This window comes from Citrobacter sp. wls613, assembly GCF_005281195.1.
GTDB lineage: Bacteria > Pseudomonadota > Gammaproteobacteria > Enterobacterales > Enterobacteriaceae > Citrobacter > Citrobacter gillenii.
The window spans coordinates 1-19,404 of the sequence record NZ_SZXN01000063.1; the positions used below are offsets into that span (position 1 = coordinate 1).

16 protein-coding genes are annotated in these 19,404 nt (G+C 53.0%); 8 read left to right on the forward strand and 8 right to left on the reverse strand.

What is annotated here, in order from left to right; genetic code table 11:
* Positions 1–634 precede the first annotated feature (634 nt).
* Complete coding sequence (locus FDX01_RS13540) at positions 635–1,729, forward strand: type I restriction endonuclease (protein WP_137399926.1); 1,095 nt, start codon at positions 635–637, stop codon at positions 1,727–1,729.
* Between the two features lie 34 nt (positions 1,730–1,763).
* On the opposite strand, the gene aldB is transcribed toward FDX01_RS13540, so the two are convergent.
* The 7 genes from aldB to FDX01_RS13575 all read right to left on the reverse strand — a co-directional run bounded on the left by aldB (position 1,764) and on the right by FDX01_RS13575 (position 10,240).
* Positions 1,764–3,302 carry an aldehyde dehydrogenase AldB gene (gene aldB, locus FDX01_RS13545; protein WP_096759116.1) on the reverse strand — a complete coding sequence of 513 codons (1,539 nt, stop codon included), beginning with the start codon at positions 3,300–3,302 and terminating at the stop codon, positions 1,764–1,766.
* A 92-nt stretch (positions 3,303–3,394) separates the two neighbouring features.
* A complete protein-coding gene (gene yiaY / locus FDX01_RS13550; protein ID WP_137399927.1) occupies positions 3,395–4,546 on the reverse strand; it encodes an L-threonine dehydrogenase in 1,152 nt (383 codons plus the stop codon).
* A gap of 189 nt (positions 4,547–4,735) precedes the next feature.
* Positions 4,736–6,580 carry a selenocysteine-specific translation elongation factor gene (gene selB, locus FDX01_RS13555; RefSeq protein ID WP_117342535.1) on the reverse strand — a complete coding sequence of 615 codons (1,845 nt, stop codon included), beginning with the start codon at positions 6,578–6,580 and terminating at the stop codon, positions 4,736–4,738.
* Entirely contained in the window at positions 6,577–7,968 is a 1,392-nt protein-coding gene (selA, locus tag FDX01_RS13560) for an L-seryl-tRNA(Sec) selenium transferase (protein WP_117342536.1), read from the reverse strand. The genes selB and selA overlap by 4 nt, the downstream gene beginning before the upstream one ends.
* Positions 7,969–8,065: 97 nt before the next feature.
* Positions 8,066–8,674: a glutathione S-transferase gene (locus tag FDX01_RS13565; RefSeq protein WP_096759112.1), complete on the reverse strand. Its 609-nt coding sequence runs from the start codon at positions 8,672–8,674 to the stop codon at positions 8,066–8,068.
* Positions 8,675–8,744: 70 nt separating this feature from the next.
* Positions 8,745–9,881, reverse strand: coding sequence for an HlyD family secretion protein (locus FDX01_RS13570; RefSeq protein ID WP_115257186.1), 1,137 nt, complete (start codon positions 9,879–9,881; stop codon positions 8,745–8,747).
* 2 nt (positions 9,882–9,883) lie between these two features.
* Positions 9,884–10,240, reverse strand: a complete 357-nt coding sequence (locus tag FDX01_RS13575; protein ID WP_117342538.1) for a DUF3302 domain-containing protein — start codon at positions 10,238–10,240, stop codon at positions 9,884–9,886.
* 530 nt (positions 10,241–10,770) lie between these two features.
* Between FDX01_RS13575 and mtlA the strand changes: the two genes are divergently transcribed.
* The 3 genes from mtlA (at position 10,771) to mtlR (ending at position 14,548) form a co-directional block, all read left to right on the forward strand.
* Complete coding sequence (gene mtlA / locus FDX01_RS13585; protein ID WP_115257184.1) at positions 10,771–12,684, forward strand: PTS mannitol transporter subunit IICBA; 1,914 nt, start codon at positions 10,771–10,773, stop codon at positions 12,682–12,684.
* Positions 12,685–12,812: 128 nt separating this feature from the next.
* On the forward strand, positions 12,813–13,961 hold the full coding sequence (gene mtlD / locus FDX01_RS13590) for a mannitol-1-phosphate 5-dehydrogenase (protein ID WP_137399928.1): 1,149 nt from the start codon (positions 12,813–12,815) through the stop codon (positions 13,959–13,961).
* Positions 13,958–14,548, forward strand: a complete 591-nt coding sequence (gene mtlR / locus FDX01_RS13595) for a mannitol operon repressor MtlR (protein ID WP_096759107.1) — start codon at positions 13,958–13,960, stop codon at positions 14,546–14,548. Before mtlD ends, mtlR begins: the two co-directional genes overlap by 4 nt.
* A 12-nt stretch (positions 14,549–14,560) precedes the next feature.
* Here the strand turns inward: mtlR and FDX01_RS13600 are convergent, their stop codons facing one another.
* Positions 14,561–14,767, reverse strand: coding sequence for a hypothetical protein (locus FDX01_RS13600; RefSeq protein ID WP_096759106.1), 207 nt, complete (start codon positions 14,765–14,767; stop codon positions 14,561–14,563).
* A gap of 292 nt (positions 14,768–15,059) precedes the next feature.
* On the opposite strand from FDX01_RS13600, the gene FDX01_RS13605 reads away from it, so the two are divergent.
* From FDX01_RS13605 to lldD, 4 genes are all read left to right on the forward strand, one after another.
* A complete protein-coding gene (locus FDX01_RS13605; protein ID WP_096759105.1) occupies positions 15,060–15,422 on the forward strand; it encodes a YibL family ribosome-associated protein in 363 nt (120 codons plus the stop codon).
* A gap of 262 nt (positions 15,423–15,684) precedes the next feature.
* On the forward strand, positions 15,685–17,340 hold the full coding sequence (gene lldP / locus FDX01_RS13610) for an L-lactate permease (protein ID WP_137399929.1): 1,656 nt from the start codon (positions 15,685–15,687) through the stop codon (positions 17,338–17,340).
* Positions 17,337–18,113, forward strand: a complete 777-nt coding sequence (gene lldR / locus FDX01_RS13615; protein ID WP_096759103.1) for a transcriptional regulator LldR — start codon at positions 17,337–17,339, stop codon at positions 18,111–18,113. Before lldP ends, lldR begins: the two co-directional genes overlap by 4 nt.
* A complete protein-coding gene (gene lldD / locus FDX01_RS13620; protein ID WP_137399930.1) occupies positions 18,110–19,300 on the forward strand; it encodes a quinone-dependent L-lactate dehydrogenase in 1,191 nt (396 codons plus the stop codon). The genes lldR and lldD overlap by 4 nt, the downstream gene beginning before the upstream one ends.
* Positions 19,301–19,404 lie beyond the last annotated feature (104 nt).

Below are 19,404 nucleotides of genomic sequence, written 5' to 3' on the forward strand. Positions count from 1 at the left end.
ATAAAACACTATCAATAAGTTGGAGTCATTACCACCAGATTGAATGCAATTGCCTTATTTATATAACGATATATGGGTTTATATATACTAAAAATGCCTGAGAACGAGACTATCCTTTCTAACCACGACGTGTTTACCTTGATTTACCCGCTATCGCCTACTTCAAATTCATGAAGAACTGGCCTCCTCTTGCGATTCTCATACGCTTCTCCTAACTTCTTTTGTAGCGAATTATGATATTTTGTTACTATAATGTGAATAATATTCGGCTATATATCTTCTCCATATCATAGATATTCCCTGTTGAAAAATTCTACTTCTAAATAAATACCAAATAAAACCGTCATCACTTTCATTTTTTTGATCAGCACCGTACTCCCAGCATAACGCTACGAGTTAATTATTCCATCAAGCCAGAAGGAAATAGTGGATGATAATAATCACTGCTATTCATATTTTAAAACTATGAATAGGGGATTTTAAAATGTTACTTTATTAAAATTTTTACTAACAACGTGACGAACTTCAAATTTTAAACATTAATATTCTTGCAAGATAGCCAATAGTCCACTACTTAAATCACTACTAAGATTTCGGAAACAGATTTTATTACAAATGAGTACAAGGAGTTTTTATGTCCACCGAGTTCATGGAAAAATTAAATATTCTAGCTTCAAAAATAAAACAGCAATCAATGGCGATTGAAACCGAAGAAGCGACGAAGAACGCATTTGTTATGCCATTTATTAACAATGTACTTGGTTATGATGTTTTTGACCCTACGGAAGTTATTCCAGAATTCGTATGTGACGTAGGAACAAAGAAAGGTGAAAAGATCGACTATGCTATTTTAAAAAATGGTGAAGTTCAGATCTTGATTGAATGCAAGAAGATTGGCGAGCCACTCAATATCAATCATGCCTCACAACTTTTCCGCTATTTTCATGTAACCAATGCCAGAATTTCAATCTTGACAAATGGGCAAGAGTATAAGTTTTTCACAGACTTAGATGCTCCAAACAAAATGGATGAGAAACCATTTCTCGAAATCAATCTTCTTGATTTAGATGAAATGATTGTACCAGAAATTAAAAAGCTAACTAAATCAGCTTTTGACTTAGAATCCATACTTAACGCAGCTGGTGAGTTAAAGTATGTCAGCCTAATAAAAAAACATCTTCATGCTCAAATGAGCAATCCCGAAGAGGATTTTGTAAAATTCTTTGCATCAAGAATCTATGATGGAATGTTGACACAAAAGGTTAGAGAAACCTTTACACTATTAACAAAAAAAGCAGCAACGCAATATATTAATGCTCAAGTTAATGAAAGATTAAAATCCGCCATGGGTGGGAATGTCATTCAGACCCAAGAACTCGCAATATCCGAAACAGAAAATGAAATAGATACAACAGTTAGCATAACTAAAGATGAAAGCGACATTATCACCACAATGGATGAACTTGAGGGATTCCATATCGTCAAAGCTATTACGCGAGTGGTAATAGATGCACCAAGAATAATGCATAGAGATACGAAAAGCTATTTCGGTATTTTGATTGATGATAATAACAGAAAACCACTCTGTCGCTTGCATTTTAATCGAAATCAGAAATATATCGGTATATTTGATATAGAAAAAAATGAAACACGTCATCCTATTGAATCACTAGATGACATTTATAAATTTAGCAATGAGCTGCAAGCTACGGCAGCCTTGTACAATTGAAAATAGGCAGCATTACTACTGCCTATTTATTGTATTAAAACAGCCCCAGCGGTTTATCAGAGTAGCTCACCAGCAGGCACTTGGTCTGCTGGTAGTGGTTCAGCATCATCTTGTGAGTTTCCCGCCCGATACCCGATTGTTTATAGCCGCCAAACGCCGCATGTGCCGGGTAGGCATGGTAGCAGTTGGTCCAGACGCGTCCGGCCTGAATACCACGTCCCATCTTGTAGGCCAGATTACCGTTACGGCTCCAGACGCCGGCACCCAGTCCGTATTGGGTATCGTTGGCGATCTCCAGCGCGTCTTCCATAGTTTTAAAGGTTGTGACCGCCAGCACCGGGCCGAAGATCTCTTCCTGGAAAACGCGCATATTGTTCTTGCCGTACAGGATGGTTGGCTCGAGGTAGTAGCCCTCTTTTAACTCCCCATCCAGCTGCTTACGCCGCCCGCCGGTCAGGACATCCGCCCCTTCTTTCTTACCGATATCAATGTAGTTCAGAATGGTTTCTAACTGCCCATGCGAGACCTGCGCGCCCATCTGCGTGACGCTATCAAGCGGGTTACCGCTGCGGATACTCTCCACACGGCGAATGGCTCGCTCCATAAAACGTTCGTATATAGATTCCTGCACCAGCGCACGACTCGGGCAAGTACACACCTCGCCCTGGTTGAAGGCAAATAGCGCAAAGCCTTCCAGCGCCTTGTCAAAGAACGCATCTTCCTCATCCATAACGTCGGCAAAGAAGATATTCGGCGACTTGCCACCCAGTTCCAGCGTGACAGGGATAATATTCTGTGTGGCGTACTGCATGATCTGCTGGCCGACTTCCGTCGATCCGGTAAACGCCACTTTCGCAATGCGTTTTGATGTCGCCAGATATTCGCCGATTTCTCCGCCTGCACCGTTGACCACGTTCACCACGCCCGGTGGCAGCAAATCGCCGATAACTTCCATCAGCAGCAGCACCGACAGCGGCGTCAGACGAGCTGGCTTCAGCACCACGCAGTTACCCGCTGCCAGGGCCGGCGCCATCTTCCAGCTCGCCATCAGCAACGGGAAGTTCCACGGGATAATTTGCCCGACTACGCCGAGCGGTTCATGGAAATGATACGCCACCGTATCGCTGTCGACTTCACTGATCCCCCCTTCCTGGGCTCGAATACAGGAGGCGAAATAGCGGAAATGGTCAATGGCCAGCGGCACATCTGCCGCGCTGGTTTCGCGGATTGGCTTACCGTTATCCCAGGTTTCTGCCGTCGCCAGCAGCTCCAGGTTTTGCTCCATGCGATCGGCAATCTTGAACAGGAGCGCAGCACGATCCTGAACGGACGTATGCGCCCATTTATCTTTGACTTTGTGCGCAGCATCCAATGCCAGGTCGATGTCTTTTTTGCCGGAAGAGGCCACTTCGCACAGTAACTGCCCGGTGACCGGCGTCAGGTTCTGGTAATACTCACCGTCCACCGGTGCCACCCAATCGCCGCCGATAAAGTTATCGTATCGGGCTTTTAACTTCAGGGGATAACCATACTCGCCGGGATGAATACGCGTTGAAGGGGGGTTATTGGTCATGACCGTCTCCTTGCTGTAGGGGTACTACAAAGGTAGACGGGACTGGCGAATTATTCGCCAGCCATTTACTGCTTTACGACAGATGTCACGGTTTACATTGCCGCGCGATAGATCGCCATGATTTCCTCATGCGTCGCCTGAATCGGGTTGGTAAAACCACAGGCATCCTTCAGGGCGTTGGTCGCCAGAATAGCAAAATCTTCTTCCTTCACGTTCAGGTCGCGCAGGCCTGCCGGAATTACCACTTTCTGCGCCAGCTCACGGATCGCCGCGATGCAGGCCTCAGCGCCTTGCGCTTCGCTCATATCCGCCACATTCACACCCATTGCAGCCGCGCAGTCACGCAGGCGAGCCGCAGCAACCTTGCTGTTGAACACCTGAACATGCGGCAGCAGGACGGCGTTGCACACCCCGTGCGGCAGGTTATAGAAACCGCCCAGTTGGTGCGCCATTGCGTGAACGTAACCCAGAGATGCATTGTTAAAGGCCATACCGGCAAGGAACTGCGCGTAGGCCATGGCTTCGCGCGCCTGCGCGTTACTGCCCTCTTCCACGGCAACCGTCAGATTTTCAGCAATCATCGTTACCGCTTTGAGTGCACAAGCATCGGTAATCGGCGTGGCAGCAGTGGAAACATATGCTTCAATGGCGTGGGTCAGCGCATCCATACCGGTGGCCGCCGTCAGAGACTTCGGCATACCGACCATCAGCGAGGAATCATTTACCGACAGCAGCGGGGTTACGTGCTTATCAACAATCGCCATTTTAATGTGGCGTTCTTCATCAGTGATGATGCAGAAACGGGTCATTTCAGATGCCGTACCCGCCGTGGTGTTGATGGCAATCATCGGCAGCTGTGGTTTTGCAGAACGGTCAACGCCTTCGTAGTCACGAATGTCGCCGCCGTTAGCCGCCACCAGCGCAATGCCTTTCGCACAGTCGTGTGGTGAGCCGCCGCCCAGGGAAATAACGCTATCACACTGGTGTTCTTGCAGAAGTTTCAGACCCGCCGCAACGTTGCTGGTAGTTGGGTTAGGATGTGTACCATCAAAAATAACACTGAAAATATCACGTTCCTGTAAGGCCTTTTGAATATCGCCCGCCATCCCTAATTGGGTCAGCATGGCATCCGTCACGATTAACGTACGACGGAATCCATATTCCGCCATTGTATTCATGGCATCCTTCAATGCACCAGTACCGATTACGTTCACAGATGGGATAAAAAATGTTGAAGCAGCCATTGTACAATCCTTAATTACTCTAAAGAGGTAGGCAGCATACGTGTGAAAATCCCATCAAAATATGATCGTGGTTGTTATTTTAATAACACCAGAAATTAAAAAAGCACATTAGGTTTAAAATCTAATGTGCTTATATAAATCAACCGCTATTTTGTATTACTTCATGTTTTCTATGAATTAATTGTGTCATTACTTTTCGGGAAACAGTAATGCATCGCGTAATAAATGATCATTTCCCCGGCGACGGGTAAACCCAATACGGTCAAAATATTCCAGAATTTGGATAGCCAATTTACGTCCCACATTCAGCCTGTCGCGGAAATCAGCGGCACAGGTTGATCCTCTTTCCAGATCCAGTTCGCGGATCATATTGGCAAAAGCCACGATGCGATCGTTACGATAATAGCGATCTTTGACGATCGCGGTAATGATGCCCTGCTGCGCTGCCTGCCGTAGCGCCAGACGCATGGCCTGCTCATCAGTGCCCGTTTCTTTCGCCAGGTCCCGCACCCACCACGGCTCATCGCCGAAGAGAGGCTCAACTTTTTGCCAGATGGCCTGCTGCTCATCGCTAAAGCCGGCCTTATGGTCCGGTAAATGCAGCCAGCCATGGTGGCTATGGATAACGCCGCTATCGCGCATTTTTTCGATCAGCAGCAGGACCAGCGCTTCGTCTTCCATCGGCAGCGCCATGCGCCGCAGACGCTCACGCCCCGGTCCCGGCTCATCGCGATGCTGCTCGTGGTACGTCGCCAGCGTATCCAAAATTTTACGCTGCCAGCGGGCGGCGACAGAGGCATTCAACAGGCTATATCCAGCCTGAATAAAACCATGTTGCTCAATCAACGGGCGCATCCCGTCGCCGTTAAGCTGGCGCGCCCATGCGAAATCGGGGATGTTCACCGCGCCACGCGTCAGATGCACTGCCAGCGCGTCGCCGTCATTCTGTGCGTTTTCCAGCGCCGATAGCCACTGCAGATACTCCGGTTTACGCTTGCCACGACGCGGCGGGTTGAGCGTCACCACGCGTGCACCCGCAAGCGTCGTGCGGGCAGAAATATCGCGCAGCACCAGTCTGTCGTTATCGGCCAGCCACAGCGGCGTATCAAACACCAGCTCCGCCAGCGTCCCTTCGAGCAGGGAAATACGCCCGGTCACGTGGCTGGCCGCGTGGTGAATATGCAGCGGTTGCCACTGTGTCAGCGGGGCGGCGTGCTCTAAAGAGACAATGACGCGGGTCAAGGCATCCGGCGGTGCATCGGACAACAGCCAGTCACCGCGGGTGAGCTGTTCTTTCTCCGCATCGCCAGCAATATTCAGGGCAATACGCTGCCCGGCATGAGCGTACTCAGTGGCCTGGTTTTGCGCATGCAGACTACGCACGCGCATCGGTTTGTTGACCCCAGTCAGCCACAGCGTGTCGCCAACGTTCACTTCACCACTGAGCGCCGTGCCGGTAACTACCAGGCCCGCCCCCTTCACCGTAAAGGCGCGGTCAATTGCCAGCCGGAAGGTGTGATTGCGGGCCAGCTCTCGCGCAGGCAGCTGCAGCAGATGCTCACGTAATGCATCAATACCCAGCCCTTCACTGGCGGCGGTCACGAAAAGTGTCGCCCCGGCAAAACCAAAGTTTGCCAGCGTTGACTGCACCTCTGCACGCACGTCGTCAATACGCGCGTCATCCACGCGATCGGCTTTGGTCAGCGCCACGGTGAGCTGCGGATTGCCCGTCAGTTGCAGGATCTGCAAATGCTCCCGCGTTTGCGCCATCACGCCATCATCGCAGGCCACCACTAACAGCGCGTGATCGATGCCGCCGACGCCCGCCAGCATGTTGGACAGAAACTTTTCGTGTCCGGGAACGTCGATAAACCCCAGCACGCGGCCATCCGGCTGCGGCCAGTAGGCATAGCCCAAATCGATGGTCATGCCACGTTTTTTTTCTTCCGGCAGACGATCGGCATTCACACCGGTAATCGCCTGTAATAACGTGGTTTTTCCGTGGTCAACGTGTCCGGCTGTTGCAATAATCATTTCAGCATCATCTCCATAAACCGGGGCTCGTCTTCAAGACAGCGCAGATCCAGCCATAAGCGGCCATCATAAATTCGCCCAATGACCGGCACCGGTAGCGCGCGCCAGCGGGCAGCCAGGGCCTCAAGGCGGCTACCGCGCCCGTCATGCGGGGTAAAGGTTAATGCCGCGCTGGGCAGTCTATCAACCGGTAGCGAACCACTGCCAATCTGCGACAGACAAGGCATCACGTTCAGTGCAAACTCGCCGCCATAATGTTGTTCGAGCTGTGCCTGTAAGCGTTGTGCCTGTTCGCGGATCGCCTCTTCCTTACGGGTGAGCAGGCGCAGCGTGGGTAATTTTTCCGCCAGTGCTTCCGGGTGTAAATAGAGCCGCAGCGTGGCTTCCAGTGCCGCCAGGGTCATTTTATCGGCCCGCAGCGCACGTTTCAGCGGATGACGCTGCAGCCGGGCAATCATCTCTTTCTTACCGACGATAATTCCGGCCTGCGGCCCCCCCAGCAGCTTGTCGCCCGAGAAGCTGACCAGGCTAACACCCGCGGCAATCAACTGCTGCGGCATCGGCTCCTTGGGTAAACCGTACAGGCTGAGATCCACCAGCGAGCCGCTGCCCAGATCCGTCACCACCGGAATATCCAGCTCATGACCGATCGCCGCCAGCTCGGCTTCATCCACCGTTTTGGTAAAGCCTTCAATGCTGTAATTGCTGGTATGCACTTTCATCAACAGACCGGTATTTTCATTCACTGCCTGACGGTAATCGCTGGCGTGCGTCCGGTTAGTGGTACCGACCTCATGTAGAACGCACCCGGCCTGGCGCATCACGTCCGGAATACGAAATGCGCCGCCAATTTCCACCAGCTCACCGCGTGAAACCACCACCTCTTTACCATTGGCGGTTGCAGCCAACATCAGCAGCACCGCTGCCGCATTGTTATTAACGATGCAGGCATCTTCGGCTCCCGTAATGCGACACAACAGGTCCGCCAGCGCACGATCGCGATGCCCACGACCGGCGCCGTCGAGGTCATACTCCAGCGTCACCGGCGCGTGCATCACCTGCATCACCGCCTCAATCGCTTCTTGCGCCTGCAACGCACGACCCAGGTTGGTGTGCAGCACCGTACCCGTCAGGTTGATGACCGGACGCAGCGCGCTGTGCGACTCGCGTTCCAGCCGGGCGCTGGCTTCTTGCGCCCAGTCGTCACTCCACGCCGGGAGCGCCTGCGCGTCGCGAATCGTTTCCCTGGCTTCGTCGAGCATATGGCGAAGCAGCTCCACCACCCGGGTATGGCCGTGAGACTCACGTAAGGCAAGAAAGGCGCTATCGCGCAATAAACGATCGATCGCAGGAAGCTGGCTGTAGAGTGAACGCATGTCGGTTGTCATGAAAGGGCCTGGCTGTTGGTGGCCCTCTCCGCCGGGGAGAGGGATAGCAATATGGGGGGATTGTACCGTGAGTTTGCTCAGGCGGACATAATACGCATCAAGCCTTTGGCGGTTCTGTGCGGGCAAAGCTCTCACGCTGAAAGAGCGTTTCCACCAGTTTGACCAGTCGCGGTCGGTCAACACACCAGCCGGGTGCGACGCGGCGGAAATTGAGATAACCCACGGCGCAGGCGATGGCGATGGTGGCCAGATTCACCGTGTCCGTTTTCAGGGTACCGTCTGCCAGATAGCCTTCCAGCACATCCAGGCTGCGGGTAATTTTCTCACGCTGGCGCAGCAGTTCGATTTCTGACTGCTGTGCGGCTGGCCGGGCCTGTTCGCGTACGGAGACAAGTCCAGCATCCATAATACCGTCCGCCAGCGCTTCAATCTGACGCACCTTCAGCGCCGCCAGCGGATCGCGCGGTAACATGGCTGGCGCAATATCCAGCAGCTCAATGTATTCGGCGATGATTGGCGAATCGAACCAGTACTCGCCCTCATCGGTGACCAGAGCGGGTACTTTTCCTAACGGATTGTAGCGCGCCACGCCGTTTTCGGCGTTGTAGGGAAGTTCATTAACGAATTCGAAGGTGATGCCTTTTTCCAGCAACAGAATAGAGATTTTTCGCACAAAAGGGCTGGTGTAGCTGCCAATGAGTTTCATGCCGTGTCCTTTTTGCCAACAAAAATATCAGTATGGCTCAGGCCACGGCAAATGGCAGGTGACGACGGTCTCAATGATCCAAATAAAGGTAATGCATCCAGCTGGTCATACGCAGCAGTACTTTACGCATCACCGACACGTGGGCGAAATGGTCGGAGTAAACCGCCACTTGGGCATAAATGCCGTCCGGTAAGGCGTCAACTTCGGCATTCGGCTCCAGTTCAATCGTTGCCAGCACGCCATCGGTACCCGGCACCACCGTTAAGGACTGCAATGCGCCCTGAGCCTGATAAGAGCCTCCCGGCACAACCGGCAGAATGCTGGTCAATTTACCGGAGAAAACCTGGCCTGGTAGCGCATTAAACACCACTTCCGCTTCATCGCCCGGTTCAAGACGCAGCAATGAGTTCTGGCGGAACTGGGCCACAATCTGGCGTTTCTGTTCCGGAATAAAGACCATCACCGGTCGCAGAGGCAGCGCAGCGGCATAGGTCCCCGGACGGATCAGCACCTGCGTGATATAGCCATTACTTGGCGCACGCACGACGGTCTGATCCAGATTGTATTTGGCTTCAGCAAGCTGAGCACGCAGAGAAGCAACCTGCGACTGCTCACCGTTAACCATGCTGTCTAACTGACTTTGGATCTGGGTTTGTTCCGCAACGGAGCCTTTCACCAGCGCATCTTGTGCCAGGTAGTTTTGGCGGGCGTTGTCGATGTCGCTTTCAGAAAACGGGTTAACCTTCGCCTGGCTGCCTTTCAGGTAGCGTTGATAATCTTTATACAGACGATCGCGCTCGGCAGACACTCGCGTGGTGTTGGCGACCGCTTCCGAAAGTTGCGCTTTTAAATTATCGATATTGTGCGTTGCGGTAACCAGGTCGGCCTGCAGCCTGTCGACGCGCGCCTGGTAGCGGCCTGGATCGAGTTTGAACAACACCTCGCCTTTTTTAATCAGCTGATTATTTTTATCGGTAACCTCACTCACAATCCCCGTAACCTGCGGCGTAATTGGAATGGAGATCACCGCTTTTTGCGCAGTGTAGGTATACGGGTGGTTATAGTTCATTAATAAAATGAGGCCCGCAACAATAAACACGCCACCTAAAGCTGCGGTAGCAAGCGTCCATTGGTTTACCGGGATACGGAATATCTTAAAGATGGCCCAGGCAAATGCCACGTAGGTCAAAACAATCAACAGATCCATGATCAGCGCTCCTGCGTGTTCTTATCAGCGGCGGGTTGCACCGCAGCCAGTTTTTGTTCCAGATCGGCTACGCGCTTCGCAAGAGCGTCAATATCAGGGTTGCCCGTCATTGGCTGAATATGGTTTTGCATTCCCCAGCCGCGTTCGGGTTGGTAGAGCGTGGCCCAAATCCACAGGAACGGCCAAATGGCATGGAGCGTAAACAAGCTAATCCAGCCCGCCGTATGAATCGCATCGGCATGGGGATGGTTACGCTTTTTAGCCATGTTGTAGGGAATATCATGGATGGCGATGATTCCGTAGAACAGAACCAGGAAGACGAAAATGAGCACGCCCAACGCGAAATAATTTAGAAACATACCTGCCTCGAATTCACACTAATTAGAGTTTTTTTGTGCTGGCAGCCGTATGTACCCTGGCTGATGTCTTGAACATAACTGGAGTTGGCAATTTTTGCCATACCACAAAAAAAATATATTTTCTGAGTAAAAGTTGCTTTATTTTCCGCAAAAAATGGGCGGGGGAAAATCTGCTTCAGATCACACTGGGAAAAAAACAGATGAAAATTTCTTGTGATTCAGATCACAAAGACTCAACAAACACGCCAACATAAAACGTGAACCAATTCACATTTTTCTGCCTTTTTGGGTGAATTCTAACCGTGAGGTGTTTTTTTGTACTGGCATTTTGTGATGAATATCACATTAACTACCGCCATACACCCTATATTTACGTGACGAATATCACATAAAAAGGCGTCGACTGGACAGTTGAACGATTCAGTGCCAGATTTCGCAGTATCTACAGGGTCCGGCTACCTCCTGCCGCTACATTAACAAACCTCGGGCTTTCAGCCTGCGCGATAGCAAACATAAGAAGGGGTGTTTTTATGTCATCCGATATTAAGATCAAAGTGCAAAGCTTTGGTCGATTCCTCAGCAACATGGTGATGCCGAATATCGGCGCGTTTATCGCGTGGGGTATTATCACCGCATTATTCATTCCGACAGGGTGGTTGCCGAGCGAAACGCTGGCTAAGCTCGTTGGCCCTATGATCACCTATCTTCTGCCGCTGCTGATTGGTTACACCGGCGGTAAATTGGTGGGTGGCGATCGCGGCGGTGTGGTCGGTGCCATCACCACAATGGGTGTGATCGTCGGTGCCGATATGCCGATGTTCCTCGGCGCAATGATTGCCGGTCCGTTGGGCGGCTGGGCGATTAAACACTTCGATAACTGGGTTGACGGTAAGATTAAATCCGGCTTTGAGATGCTGGTGAACAACTTCTCCGCCGGCATCATCGGGATGATCCTCGCTATCCTGGCGTTCCTCGGCATTGGCCCACTGGTTGAAGCACTGTCCAAAATTCTGGCAGCAGGCGTTAACTTCATGGTTGTCCATGACATGCTGCCACTGGCGTCTATCTTTGTTGAACCGGCGAAAATCCTGTTCCTCAACAACGCCATCAACCACGGTATTTTCTCACCGCTGGGCATTCAGCAGTCCCATGAGATGGGCAAATCCATCTTCTTCCTGATTGAAGCAAACCCGGGTCCGGGTATGGGCGTCCTGCTGGCGTACATGTTCTTCGGTCGCGGTAGCGCTAAACAGTCTGCGGGCGGCGCGGCTATCATCCACTTCCTGGGCGGTATCCACGAAATTTACTTCCCGTACGTGCTGATGAACCCACGTCTGATCCTGGCCGTTATCCTCGGCGGTATGACCGGCGTATTTACGCTGACTATCCTCGGCGGCGGTCTGGTTTCTCCGGCCTCTCCGGGCTCTATCCTGGCCGTACTGGCCATGACGCCAAAAGGCGCGTACTTCGCTAACATCGCGGCAATCTGTGCGGCCATGGCGGTCTCCTTTGTGGTCTCAGCCATTCTGCTGAAAACCAGCAAAGTGAAAGAAGAAGATGACATTGATGCAGCGACCCGTCGCATGCACGACATGAAAGCAGAATCCAAAGGTTCATCTCCGCTGTCTGCGGGCGATGTCACCAACGACCTGAGCCATGTGCGTAAAATCATCGTTGCCTGTGATGCCGGTATGGGCTCCAGCGCAATGGGTGCAGGCGTACTGCGCAAGAAAGTGCAGGATGCCGGTCTGTCTCAGATCTCCGTCACCAACAGCGCGATTAACAATCTGCCGCCGGATGTGGATCTGGTCATTACCCACCGTGACCTGACCGAACGCGCTATGCGCCAGGTTCCTCAGGCGCAGCACATTTCGCTGACCAACTTCCTCGACAGCGGTCTGTACACCAGCCTGACCGAGCGTCTGGTTGCCGCACAGCGCCACAACGTTAACGAAGAGAAGGTACGTGACCACCTGAAAGACAGTTTTGATGAAGGTGATAACAACCTGTTCAAACTGGGTGCGGAGAATATCTTCCTCGGCCGTAAAGCCACCAACAAAGAAGAAGCCATTCTGTTTGCCGGTGAGCAACTGGTGAAAGGCGGCTATGTTGAGCCGGAATACGTCCAGGCAATGCTGGATCGCGAAAAACTGACCTCTACCTACCTGGGTGAGTCCATTGCGGTACCGCACGGCACCATCGAAGCTAAAGATCGCGTGCTGAAAACTGGCATCGTGTTCTGTCAGTACCCGGAAGGTGTGCGCTTCGGTGAAGAAGAAGACGACATTGCCCGCCTGGTGATTGGTATCGCCGCGCGTAACAATGAGCACATCCAGGTGATTACCAGCCTGACCAACGCGCTGGATGATGAATCCGTGATCGAACGTCTGGCGCAGACCACCAGCGTGGATGAAGTGCTGGAACTGCTGGCAGGTCGTAAGTAAGCGTTATTGCCCGGTAGGACTCATGCTTACCGGGCCTACAAAATCCTCTCCCTTGTGGAGAGGGTTAGGTTGAGGGAAAAGCCTCACCCCAGCCCTCTTGGGTAAAAACATTAATGAAGGTTAATACTATGAAAGCATTACATTTTGGCGCAGGTAATATCGGTCGTGGCTTTATCGGCAAACTGCTGGCAGACGCGGGGATACAACTGACGTTTGCGGATGTAAATCAGGTGGTTCTCGACGCCCTGAATGCCCGTCATAGCTATCAGGTTCATGTTGTCGGTGAAAATGAGCAGGTTGATACCGTTTCCGGCGTTAACGCCGTCAGCAGCATCGGCGACGATGTCGTTGAACTGATTGCCCTGGTTGATCTCGTGACCACCGCGGTTGGTCCGGTCGTGCTGGAACGCATTGCGCCTGCCATCGCCAAAGGGCTGATCAAACGTAAAGCGCAGGGTATTAGCGCTCCACTGAATATTATTGCCTGTGAAAACATGGTGCGCGGCACCACCCAGCTGAAAGGTCACGTGCTGAACGCGCTGGACGATGCGGATAAAGCCTGGGTTGAAGAACACGTTGGTTTTGTCGATTCTGCCGTAGACCGTATTGTTCCGCCTTCCGCCTCTGCCACCAATGACCCGCTGGAAGTGACCGTAGAAACCTTCAGCGAGTGGATTGTCGACAAAACCCAGTTTAAAGGCGAGTTGCCAAACATCCCGGGAATGGAATTAACTGATAACCTGATGGCATTTGTCGAACGTAAGCTCTTCACGCTGAACACGGGGCATGCTATAACCGCGTACCTCGGAAAATTGACCGGTCATCAGACCATCCGTGACGCGATTCTCGACGAGAAAATCCGCGCAGTGGTAAAAGGTGCGATGGAAGAGAGCGGCGCGGTACTGATCAAACGCTATGGCTTTGATGCGGCAAAACATGCAGCATACATTCAGAAAATCCTCAGTCGTTTCGAAAACCCGTACCTGAAAGATGACGTTGAGCGCGTGGGCCGCCAGCCGCTGCGTAAACTGAGCGCAGGCGACCGTTTAATCAAGCCGCTGCTCGGCACGCTGGAGTACGGCCTGCCGCACGTTAATCTGGTGCAGGGTATTGCTGCGGCGATGCATTACCGCAGTGAAGAAGACCCGCAGGCGCAGGAACTGGCAGCGCTGATTGACGAAAAAGGCCCACAGGCCGCGCTGGCACAGGTTTCCGGGCTGGATGCCAACAGCGACGTGGTGGCGGAGGCGGTTAACGCATATAACGCAACCAAATGATCCACAGTGCGGCGCAGGTCAGCCTGCGCCCGAATATCAGATTGTCAGATATGCAGGCAATAATGGAACAAACGCAGGCCTTTGAAAATCGTGTGCTTGAGCGTCTGAATGCTGGCAAAACCGTACGCAGCTTCCTCATCACCGCCGTAGATTTACTCACCGAGGCGGTGAATATCCTGGTGCTTCAGGTATTTCGCAAAGACGACTACGCGGTTAAATATGCAGTGGAACCGTTGCTCGACGGCGACGGGCCGCTGGGCGATCTGTCGGTCCGTCTGAAGCTGATCTACGGCCTGGGTGTGCTCAGCCGCCCTGAGTATGAAGATGCGGAACTGCTGATGGCGCTGCGTGAGGAATTGAATCACGACGGTAATGAATATGCGTTCACCGACGACGAAATTCTCGGACCGTTTGGTGAACTGCACTGCGTGACGGCGCTCCCGCCCCCGCCCCAGTTTGATACCTCAGACTCGGGTTTGTACGCCATGCAAATCCAGCGCTACCAGCAAATGGTACGCTCAACCATGGTGCTCTCTCTGACCGAGCTGATTTCTAAAATCAGCTTAAAGAAAGCCTTTCAGAAATAACGTCATACCGATTTACTTCTCATCCTGCTGCGGTCGATACAGCTGGCGATAGTACTCCAGACGCTGCAGATACAGCGGCACGTTTTCCTGCGGGACCTCAGAAGGCACCGTGTTACGCGGCGGCGTTTTATTCAAGTACTCACGAAAAGCCTGGCTTGACGCCATAAAATCGATGGTTTTATCAATAAGAATCGAAACGTTCTCGCCTATTTTCGCCATGATGATTCATCCTCCATGTATTATCCGCGACCCGCCTGCGCGGTCGATGGTTTAAGTTTAGGATCGGATGGTTAATTATATTGAGGAAAACGTGCTTCACTATGCCGCCACCGACAAAAAGCACCATCAACGATCTTATTTCTTAAAATCCCTTTTTAATCAAACAGCTAACATTTTCATTAGCGAAATAATACTTGCAGCATTTGATTATTTATCTTCGATTAGTTGAGAATAATCCCCCTCTGCGCGCATACTATAGGATATTCATCCTATTTTTAGCAGAAGCTATCCTATGAAAGAAGTCGAAAAAAACGAAATTAAACGTCTGAGCGATCGCCTGGACGCCATCCGCCACCAGCAGGCAGACCTGTCACTGGTTGAAGCCGCCGACAAATATGCCGAGCTGGAAAAAGAAAAAGAAACGCTGGAAGCCGAGATCGTGCGCCTGCGTGAAGTTCACGGTCAGAAGTTGAGCAAAGAAGCACAAAAGCTCAGCAAGCTCCCGTTCCGTCGCGCCATCACCAAAAAAGAGCAGGCCGACATGGGCAAGCTGAAGAAAAGCGTGCGCGGTTTGGTGATCGTACACCCGATGACCGAACTGGGTCGTGAAATGGGCCTGAAAGAGATGACTGGCTTTTCAAAGACTGAGTTTTGATCACCCTCCGGGCAACGTCCGTTTGCCCGGTCTCCTATTTCCCCTGCCAATTGGCCCTACCAATTTTAGCCAGATCCGAATACCCCCTCACATTTCGTTAAAAATAACTTACAATGCCGTTGCCAATAAATAACATTTGATTAACCATTCGTTGTCATTACCCCTACACAACAATATTGGCAGGGCCACTTTTACACATAGTGTGACGACGAGATGAGCACAGACTCATTGCATTATGTCGGCGGCCCCCAGGAGACCTGCAATGAATCTCTGGCAACAAAACTACGACCCGGCCGGTAACATCTGGCTTTCAAGCCTGATTGCCTCACTCCCTATTCTGTTCTTTTTCTTCGCGCTGATTAAGCTCAAGCTGAAAGGTTATGTCGCTGCGACGTGGACGGTAGGGATTGCCCTGTTGGTCGCCTTGCTGTTCTACAAAATGCCGGTCGATCACGCGCTGGCATCCGTGGTGTACGGCTTCTTCTATGGTCTGTGGCCGATTGCCTGGATAATCATCGCCGCCGTATTTGTCTATAAGATTTCGGTCAAGACCGGGCAGTTCGACATTATCCGTTCCTCAATCCTGTCGATTACCCCTGACCAGCGTCTGCAGATGCTGATTGTAGGCTTCTGCTTTGGCGCATTCCTCGAGGGGGCTGCAGGATTTGGCGCCCCGGTGGCGATTACCGCCGCACTGCTGGTTGGCCTGGGCTTCAACCCGCTGTACGCCGCAGGTCTGTGCCTGATTGTAAACACCGCGCCGGTGGCGTTTGGCGCAATGGGTATTCCGATCCTGGTTGCTGGTCAGGTTACCGGGCTGGACAGTTTTGAAATCGGCCAGATGGTAGGCCGCCAGCTGCCGTTCCTGACGATTATCGTGCTGCTCTGGATCATGGCGATTATGGACGGCTGGCGCGGCGTGAAAGAGACCTGGCCGGCGGTAATGGTCGCAGGCGGCTCCTTTGCCATCGCGCAGTACCTCAGCTCTAACTTTATCGGGCCAGAACTGCCGGACATCATCTCTTCTCTGGTGTCACTGGTGTGTCTGACGCTGTTCCTGAAACGCTGGCAGCCGGTACGCATCTTCCGCTTTGGTGACATGGGTGCTTCACAGGTCGATCAAACGCTGGCCCGCACTCACTACACCGCCGGCCAGGTGGTTCGCGCCTGGTCACCGTTCCTGTTTCTGACAGCAACGGTCACGCTGTGGAGCATCCCACCGTTTAAAGCGCTGTTTGCCCCTGGCGGCGCGATGTATCACTGGGTGGTGAATGTTCCGGTACCGTTCCTCGACAAACTGGTGGCCCGCATGCCGCCGGTGGTACACGAAGCCACGGCCTACGCGGCGGTATACAAGTTTGACTGGTTCTCAGCGACCGGCACCGCCATTCTGTTTGCCGCCCTGCTGTCTATTGTCTGGCTGAAAATGAAGCCCTCTGCCGCCCTGCAAACCTTCGGCAGCACGCTGAAAGAGCTGGCGTTGCCCATCTATTCCATCGGGATGGTACTGGCATTCGCATTTATCTCTAACTACTCAGGCCTGTCTTCGACGCTGGCATTAGCGCTGGCACACACCGGCAGCGCCTTTACCTTCTTCTCGCCGTTCCTCGGCTGGCTGGGCGTATTCCTGACCGGGTCAGATACCTCTTCTAACGCACTGTTCGCAGCCCTACAGGCAACGGCAGCGCAGCAAATCGGTGTCTCCGATGTACTGCTGGTGGCGGCAAATACCACCGGTGGCGTAACCGGCAAGATGATCTCCCCGCAATCTATCGCCATCGCCTGTGCGGCCGTGGGGCTGGTGGGTAAAGAGTCTGACCTGTTCCGCTTTACCGTGAAACACAGCCTGATATTCACCTGTATGGTGGGTGTGATTACCACGCTTCAGGCCTATGTCTTAACCTGGATGATCCCATGATAGTGATGCCCAGACGCCTGTCCGACGAGGTCGCTACTCGCGTGCGGGCGCTGATTGAAGAACAACAGCTGGAGGCGGGCATGAAGTTGCCCGCCGAGCGCCAGCTGGCCGTACAGCTCGGCGTGTCGCGTAATTCACTGCGCGAGGCGCTGGCAAAGCTGGTCAGTGAAGGCGTGCTGCTCAGCCGTCGCGGCGGCGGGACGTTTGTCCGCTGGCAGCATGAAGCCTGGTCCGAACAAAACATCGTTCAGCCGCTGAAAAGCCTGATGGCGGATGACCCGGATTACAGCTTCGATATTCTCGAAGCCCGCCACGCCATTGAGGCCAGCACCGCGTGGCATGCCGCGATGCGCGCTACAACTGCCGACAAAGAGAAAATCAGGCTATGTTTTGAGGCCACGCAGAGTGAGGACCCGGATCTCGCCTCACAAGCAGACGTTCGCTTTCACCTCGCCATTGCGGAAGCGTCGCACAACGTGGTGCTGCTCCAGACCATGCGCGGTTTCTTCGACGTATTGCAGTCCTCGGTAAAACAGAGCCGCCAGCGTATGTACCTGGTGCCACCTGTGTTTTCACAGCTCACAGCACAGCACCTTGCCGTGCTGGACGCGATTGTCGCCGGGGACGCTGATGGCGCGCGTAAGGCGATGATGGCGCACCTCAGCTTTGTCCACACCACCATTAAACGCTTTGATGAAGACCAGGCCCGCCAGGCGCGTATTACCCGTCTGCCCGGTGACCATAATGAAATTAGCAGGGAGAACAACTCATGATTATTTCAGCAGCCAGCGATTATCGCGCCGCAGCCCAGCGCATTCTGCCCCCCTTCCTGTTCCACTACATCGACGGTGGTGCCTATGCAGAGCATACCCTGCGCCGTAACGTCGAAGATTTATCGGAGGTGGCACTACGCCAGCGCGTGCTGAAGAACATGGCCGACCTGAGTTTGGAAACCACCCTGTTCAACGAAAAACTGTCGATGCCGGTGGCATTAGCGCCGGTTGGCTTGTGCGGCATGTATGCCCGCCGGGGCGAAGTTCAGGCCGCCGCTGCCGCTGACGCCAAAGGCATTCCGTTTACGCTTTCGACGGTTTCCGTCTGCCCGATTGAAGAAGTTGCCCCGACCATCAAGCGTCCGATGTGGTTCCAGCTGTACGTCCTGCGCGATCGCGGTTTTATGCGTAACGCGCTGGAACGTGCTAAAGCAGCGGGTTGCTCCACGCTGGTCTTTACCGTCGATATGCCCACGCCCGGCGCACGCTACCGTGACGCACATTCCGGGATGAGCGGTCCGAATGCCGCGCTGCGCCGTTACTGGCAGGCGGTAACCCATCCGCAGTGGGCGTGGGACGTTGGCCTGAACGGTCGTCCGCATGATTTAGGCAATATCTCGGCCTACCTGGGTAAACCCACCGGCCTGGAGGATTACATCGGCTGGCTGGCAAACAACTTCGATCCGTCCATCTCCTGGAAAGACCTCGAGTGGATCCGTGAATTCTGGGACGGTCCGATGGTGATCAAAGGGATCCTCGATCCAGAAGATGCTCGCGATGCCGTACGCTTTGGCGCCGACGGCATCGTGGTCTCGAACCACGGCGGCCGCCAGCTGGACGGCGTGCTGTCTTCTGCACGTGCGCTGCCCGCCATTGCCGACGCGGTGAAAGGCGATATTGCGATTCTGGCAGACAGCGGCATCCGTAACGGTCTGGACGTGGTGCGCATGATTGCACTGGGTGCAGATACCGTACTGCTGGGCCGTGCTTACCTGTATGCACTGGCGACCCACGGTCAGGCGGGTGTCGCCAACCTGTTGAACCTTATTGAGAAAGAAATGAAAGTGGCGATGACGCTGACCGGTGCAAAATCCATTCGTGAAATCAGCCGTGACTCACTGGTACAAGAGCTGGGAAAGCAACTGCCCGCCGCACTGGCACCTCTCGTCCAGGGTAGCGCCGCGTAACCGTACCCCCGTAAAACCCTACACTCTGAATGGTCGGCCTGTTCTCAGCCCGGCCATTTTTTATGCAAAAATAACGACCAGTTAACATTTACACTCAATATATT

Excerpts from the sequence above, each read along its gene's own strand:
- FDX01_RS13570 (WP_115257186.1), bottom strand. The coding sequence starts at position 9,881 with ATGGATCTGTTGATTGTTTTGACCTACGTGGCATTTGCCTGGGCCATC.
- FDX01_RS13575 (WP_117342538.1), bottom strand. The coding sequence starts at position 10,240 with ATGTTTCTAAATTATTTCGCGTTGGGCGTGCTCATTTTCGTCTTCCTG.
- FDX01_RS13600 (WP_096759106.1), bottom strand. The coding sequence starts at position 14,767 with ATGGCGAAAATAGGCGAGAACGTTTCGATTCTTATTGATAAAACCATC.
- lldD (WP_137399930.1), top strand. The coding sequence starts at position 18,110 with ATGATTATTTCAGCAGCCAGCGATTATCGCGCCGCAGCCCAGCGCATT.
- lldR (WP_096759103.1), top strand. The coding sequence starts at position 17,337 with ATGATAGTGATGCCCAGACGCCTGTCCGACGAGGTCGCTACTCGCGTG.
- mtlR (WP_096759107.1), top strand. The coding sequence starts at position 13,958 with ATGATCCACAGTGCGGCGCAGGTCAGCCTGCGCCCGAATATCAGATTG.
- lldP (WP_137399929.1), top strand. The coding sequence starts at position 15,685 with ATGAATCTCTGGCAACAAAACTACGACCCGGCCGGTAACATCTGGCTT.
- FDX01_RS13540 (WP_137399926.1), top strand. The coding sequence starts at position 635 with ATGTCCACCGAGTTCATGGAAAAATTAAATATTCTAGCTTCAAAAATA.
- mtlA (WP_115257184.1), top strand. The coding sequence starts at position 10,771 with ATGTCATCCGATATTAAGATCAAAGTGCAAAGCTTTGGTCGATTCCTC.
- selB (WP_117342535.1), bottom strand. The coding sequence starts at position 6,580 with ATGATTATTGCAACAGCCGGACACGTTGACCACGGAAAAACCACGTTA.
- FDX01_RS13605 (WP_096759105.1), top strand. The coding sequence starts at position 15,060 with ATGAAAGAAGTCGAAAAAAACGAAATTAAACGTCTGAGCGATCGCCTG.
- yiaY (WP_137399927.1), bottom strand. The coding sequence starts at position 4,546 with ATGGCTGCTTCAACATTTTTTATCCCATCTGTGAACGTAATCGGTACT.
- mtlD (WP_137399928.1), top strand. The coding sequence starts at position 12,813 with ATGAAAGCATTACATTTTGGCGCAGGTAATATCGGTCGTGGCTTTATC.
- selA (WP_117342536.1), bottom strand. The coding sequence starts at position 7,968 with ATGACAACCGACATGCGTTCACTCTACAGCCAGCTTCCTGCGATCGAT.
- aldB (WP_096759116.1), bottom strand. The coding sequence starts at position 3,302 with ATGACCAATAACCCCCCTTCAACGCGTATTCATCCCGGCGAGTATGGT.
- FDX01_RS13565 (WP_096759112.1), bottom strand. The coding sequence starts at position 8,674 with ATGAAACTCATTGGCAGCTACACCAGCCCTTTTGTGCGAAAAATCTCT.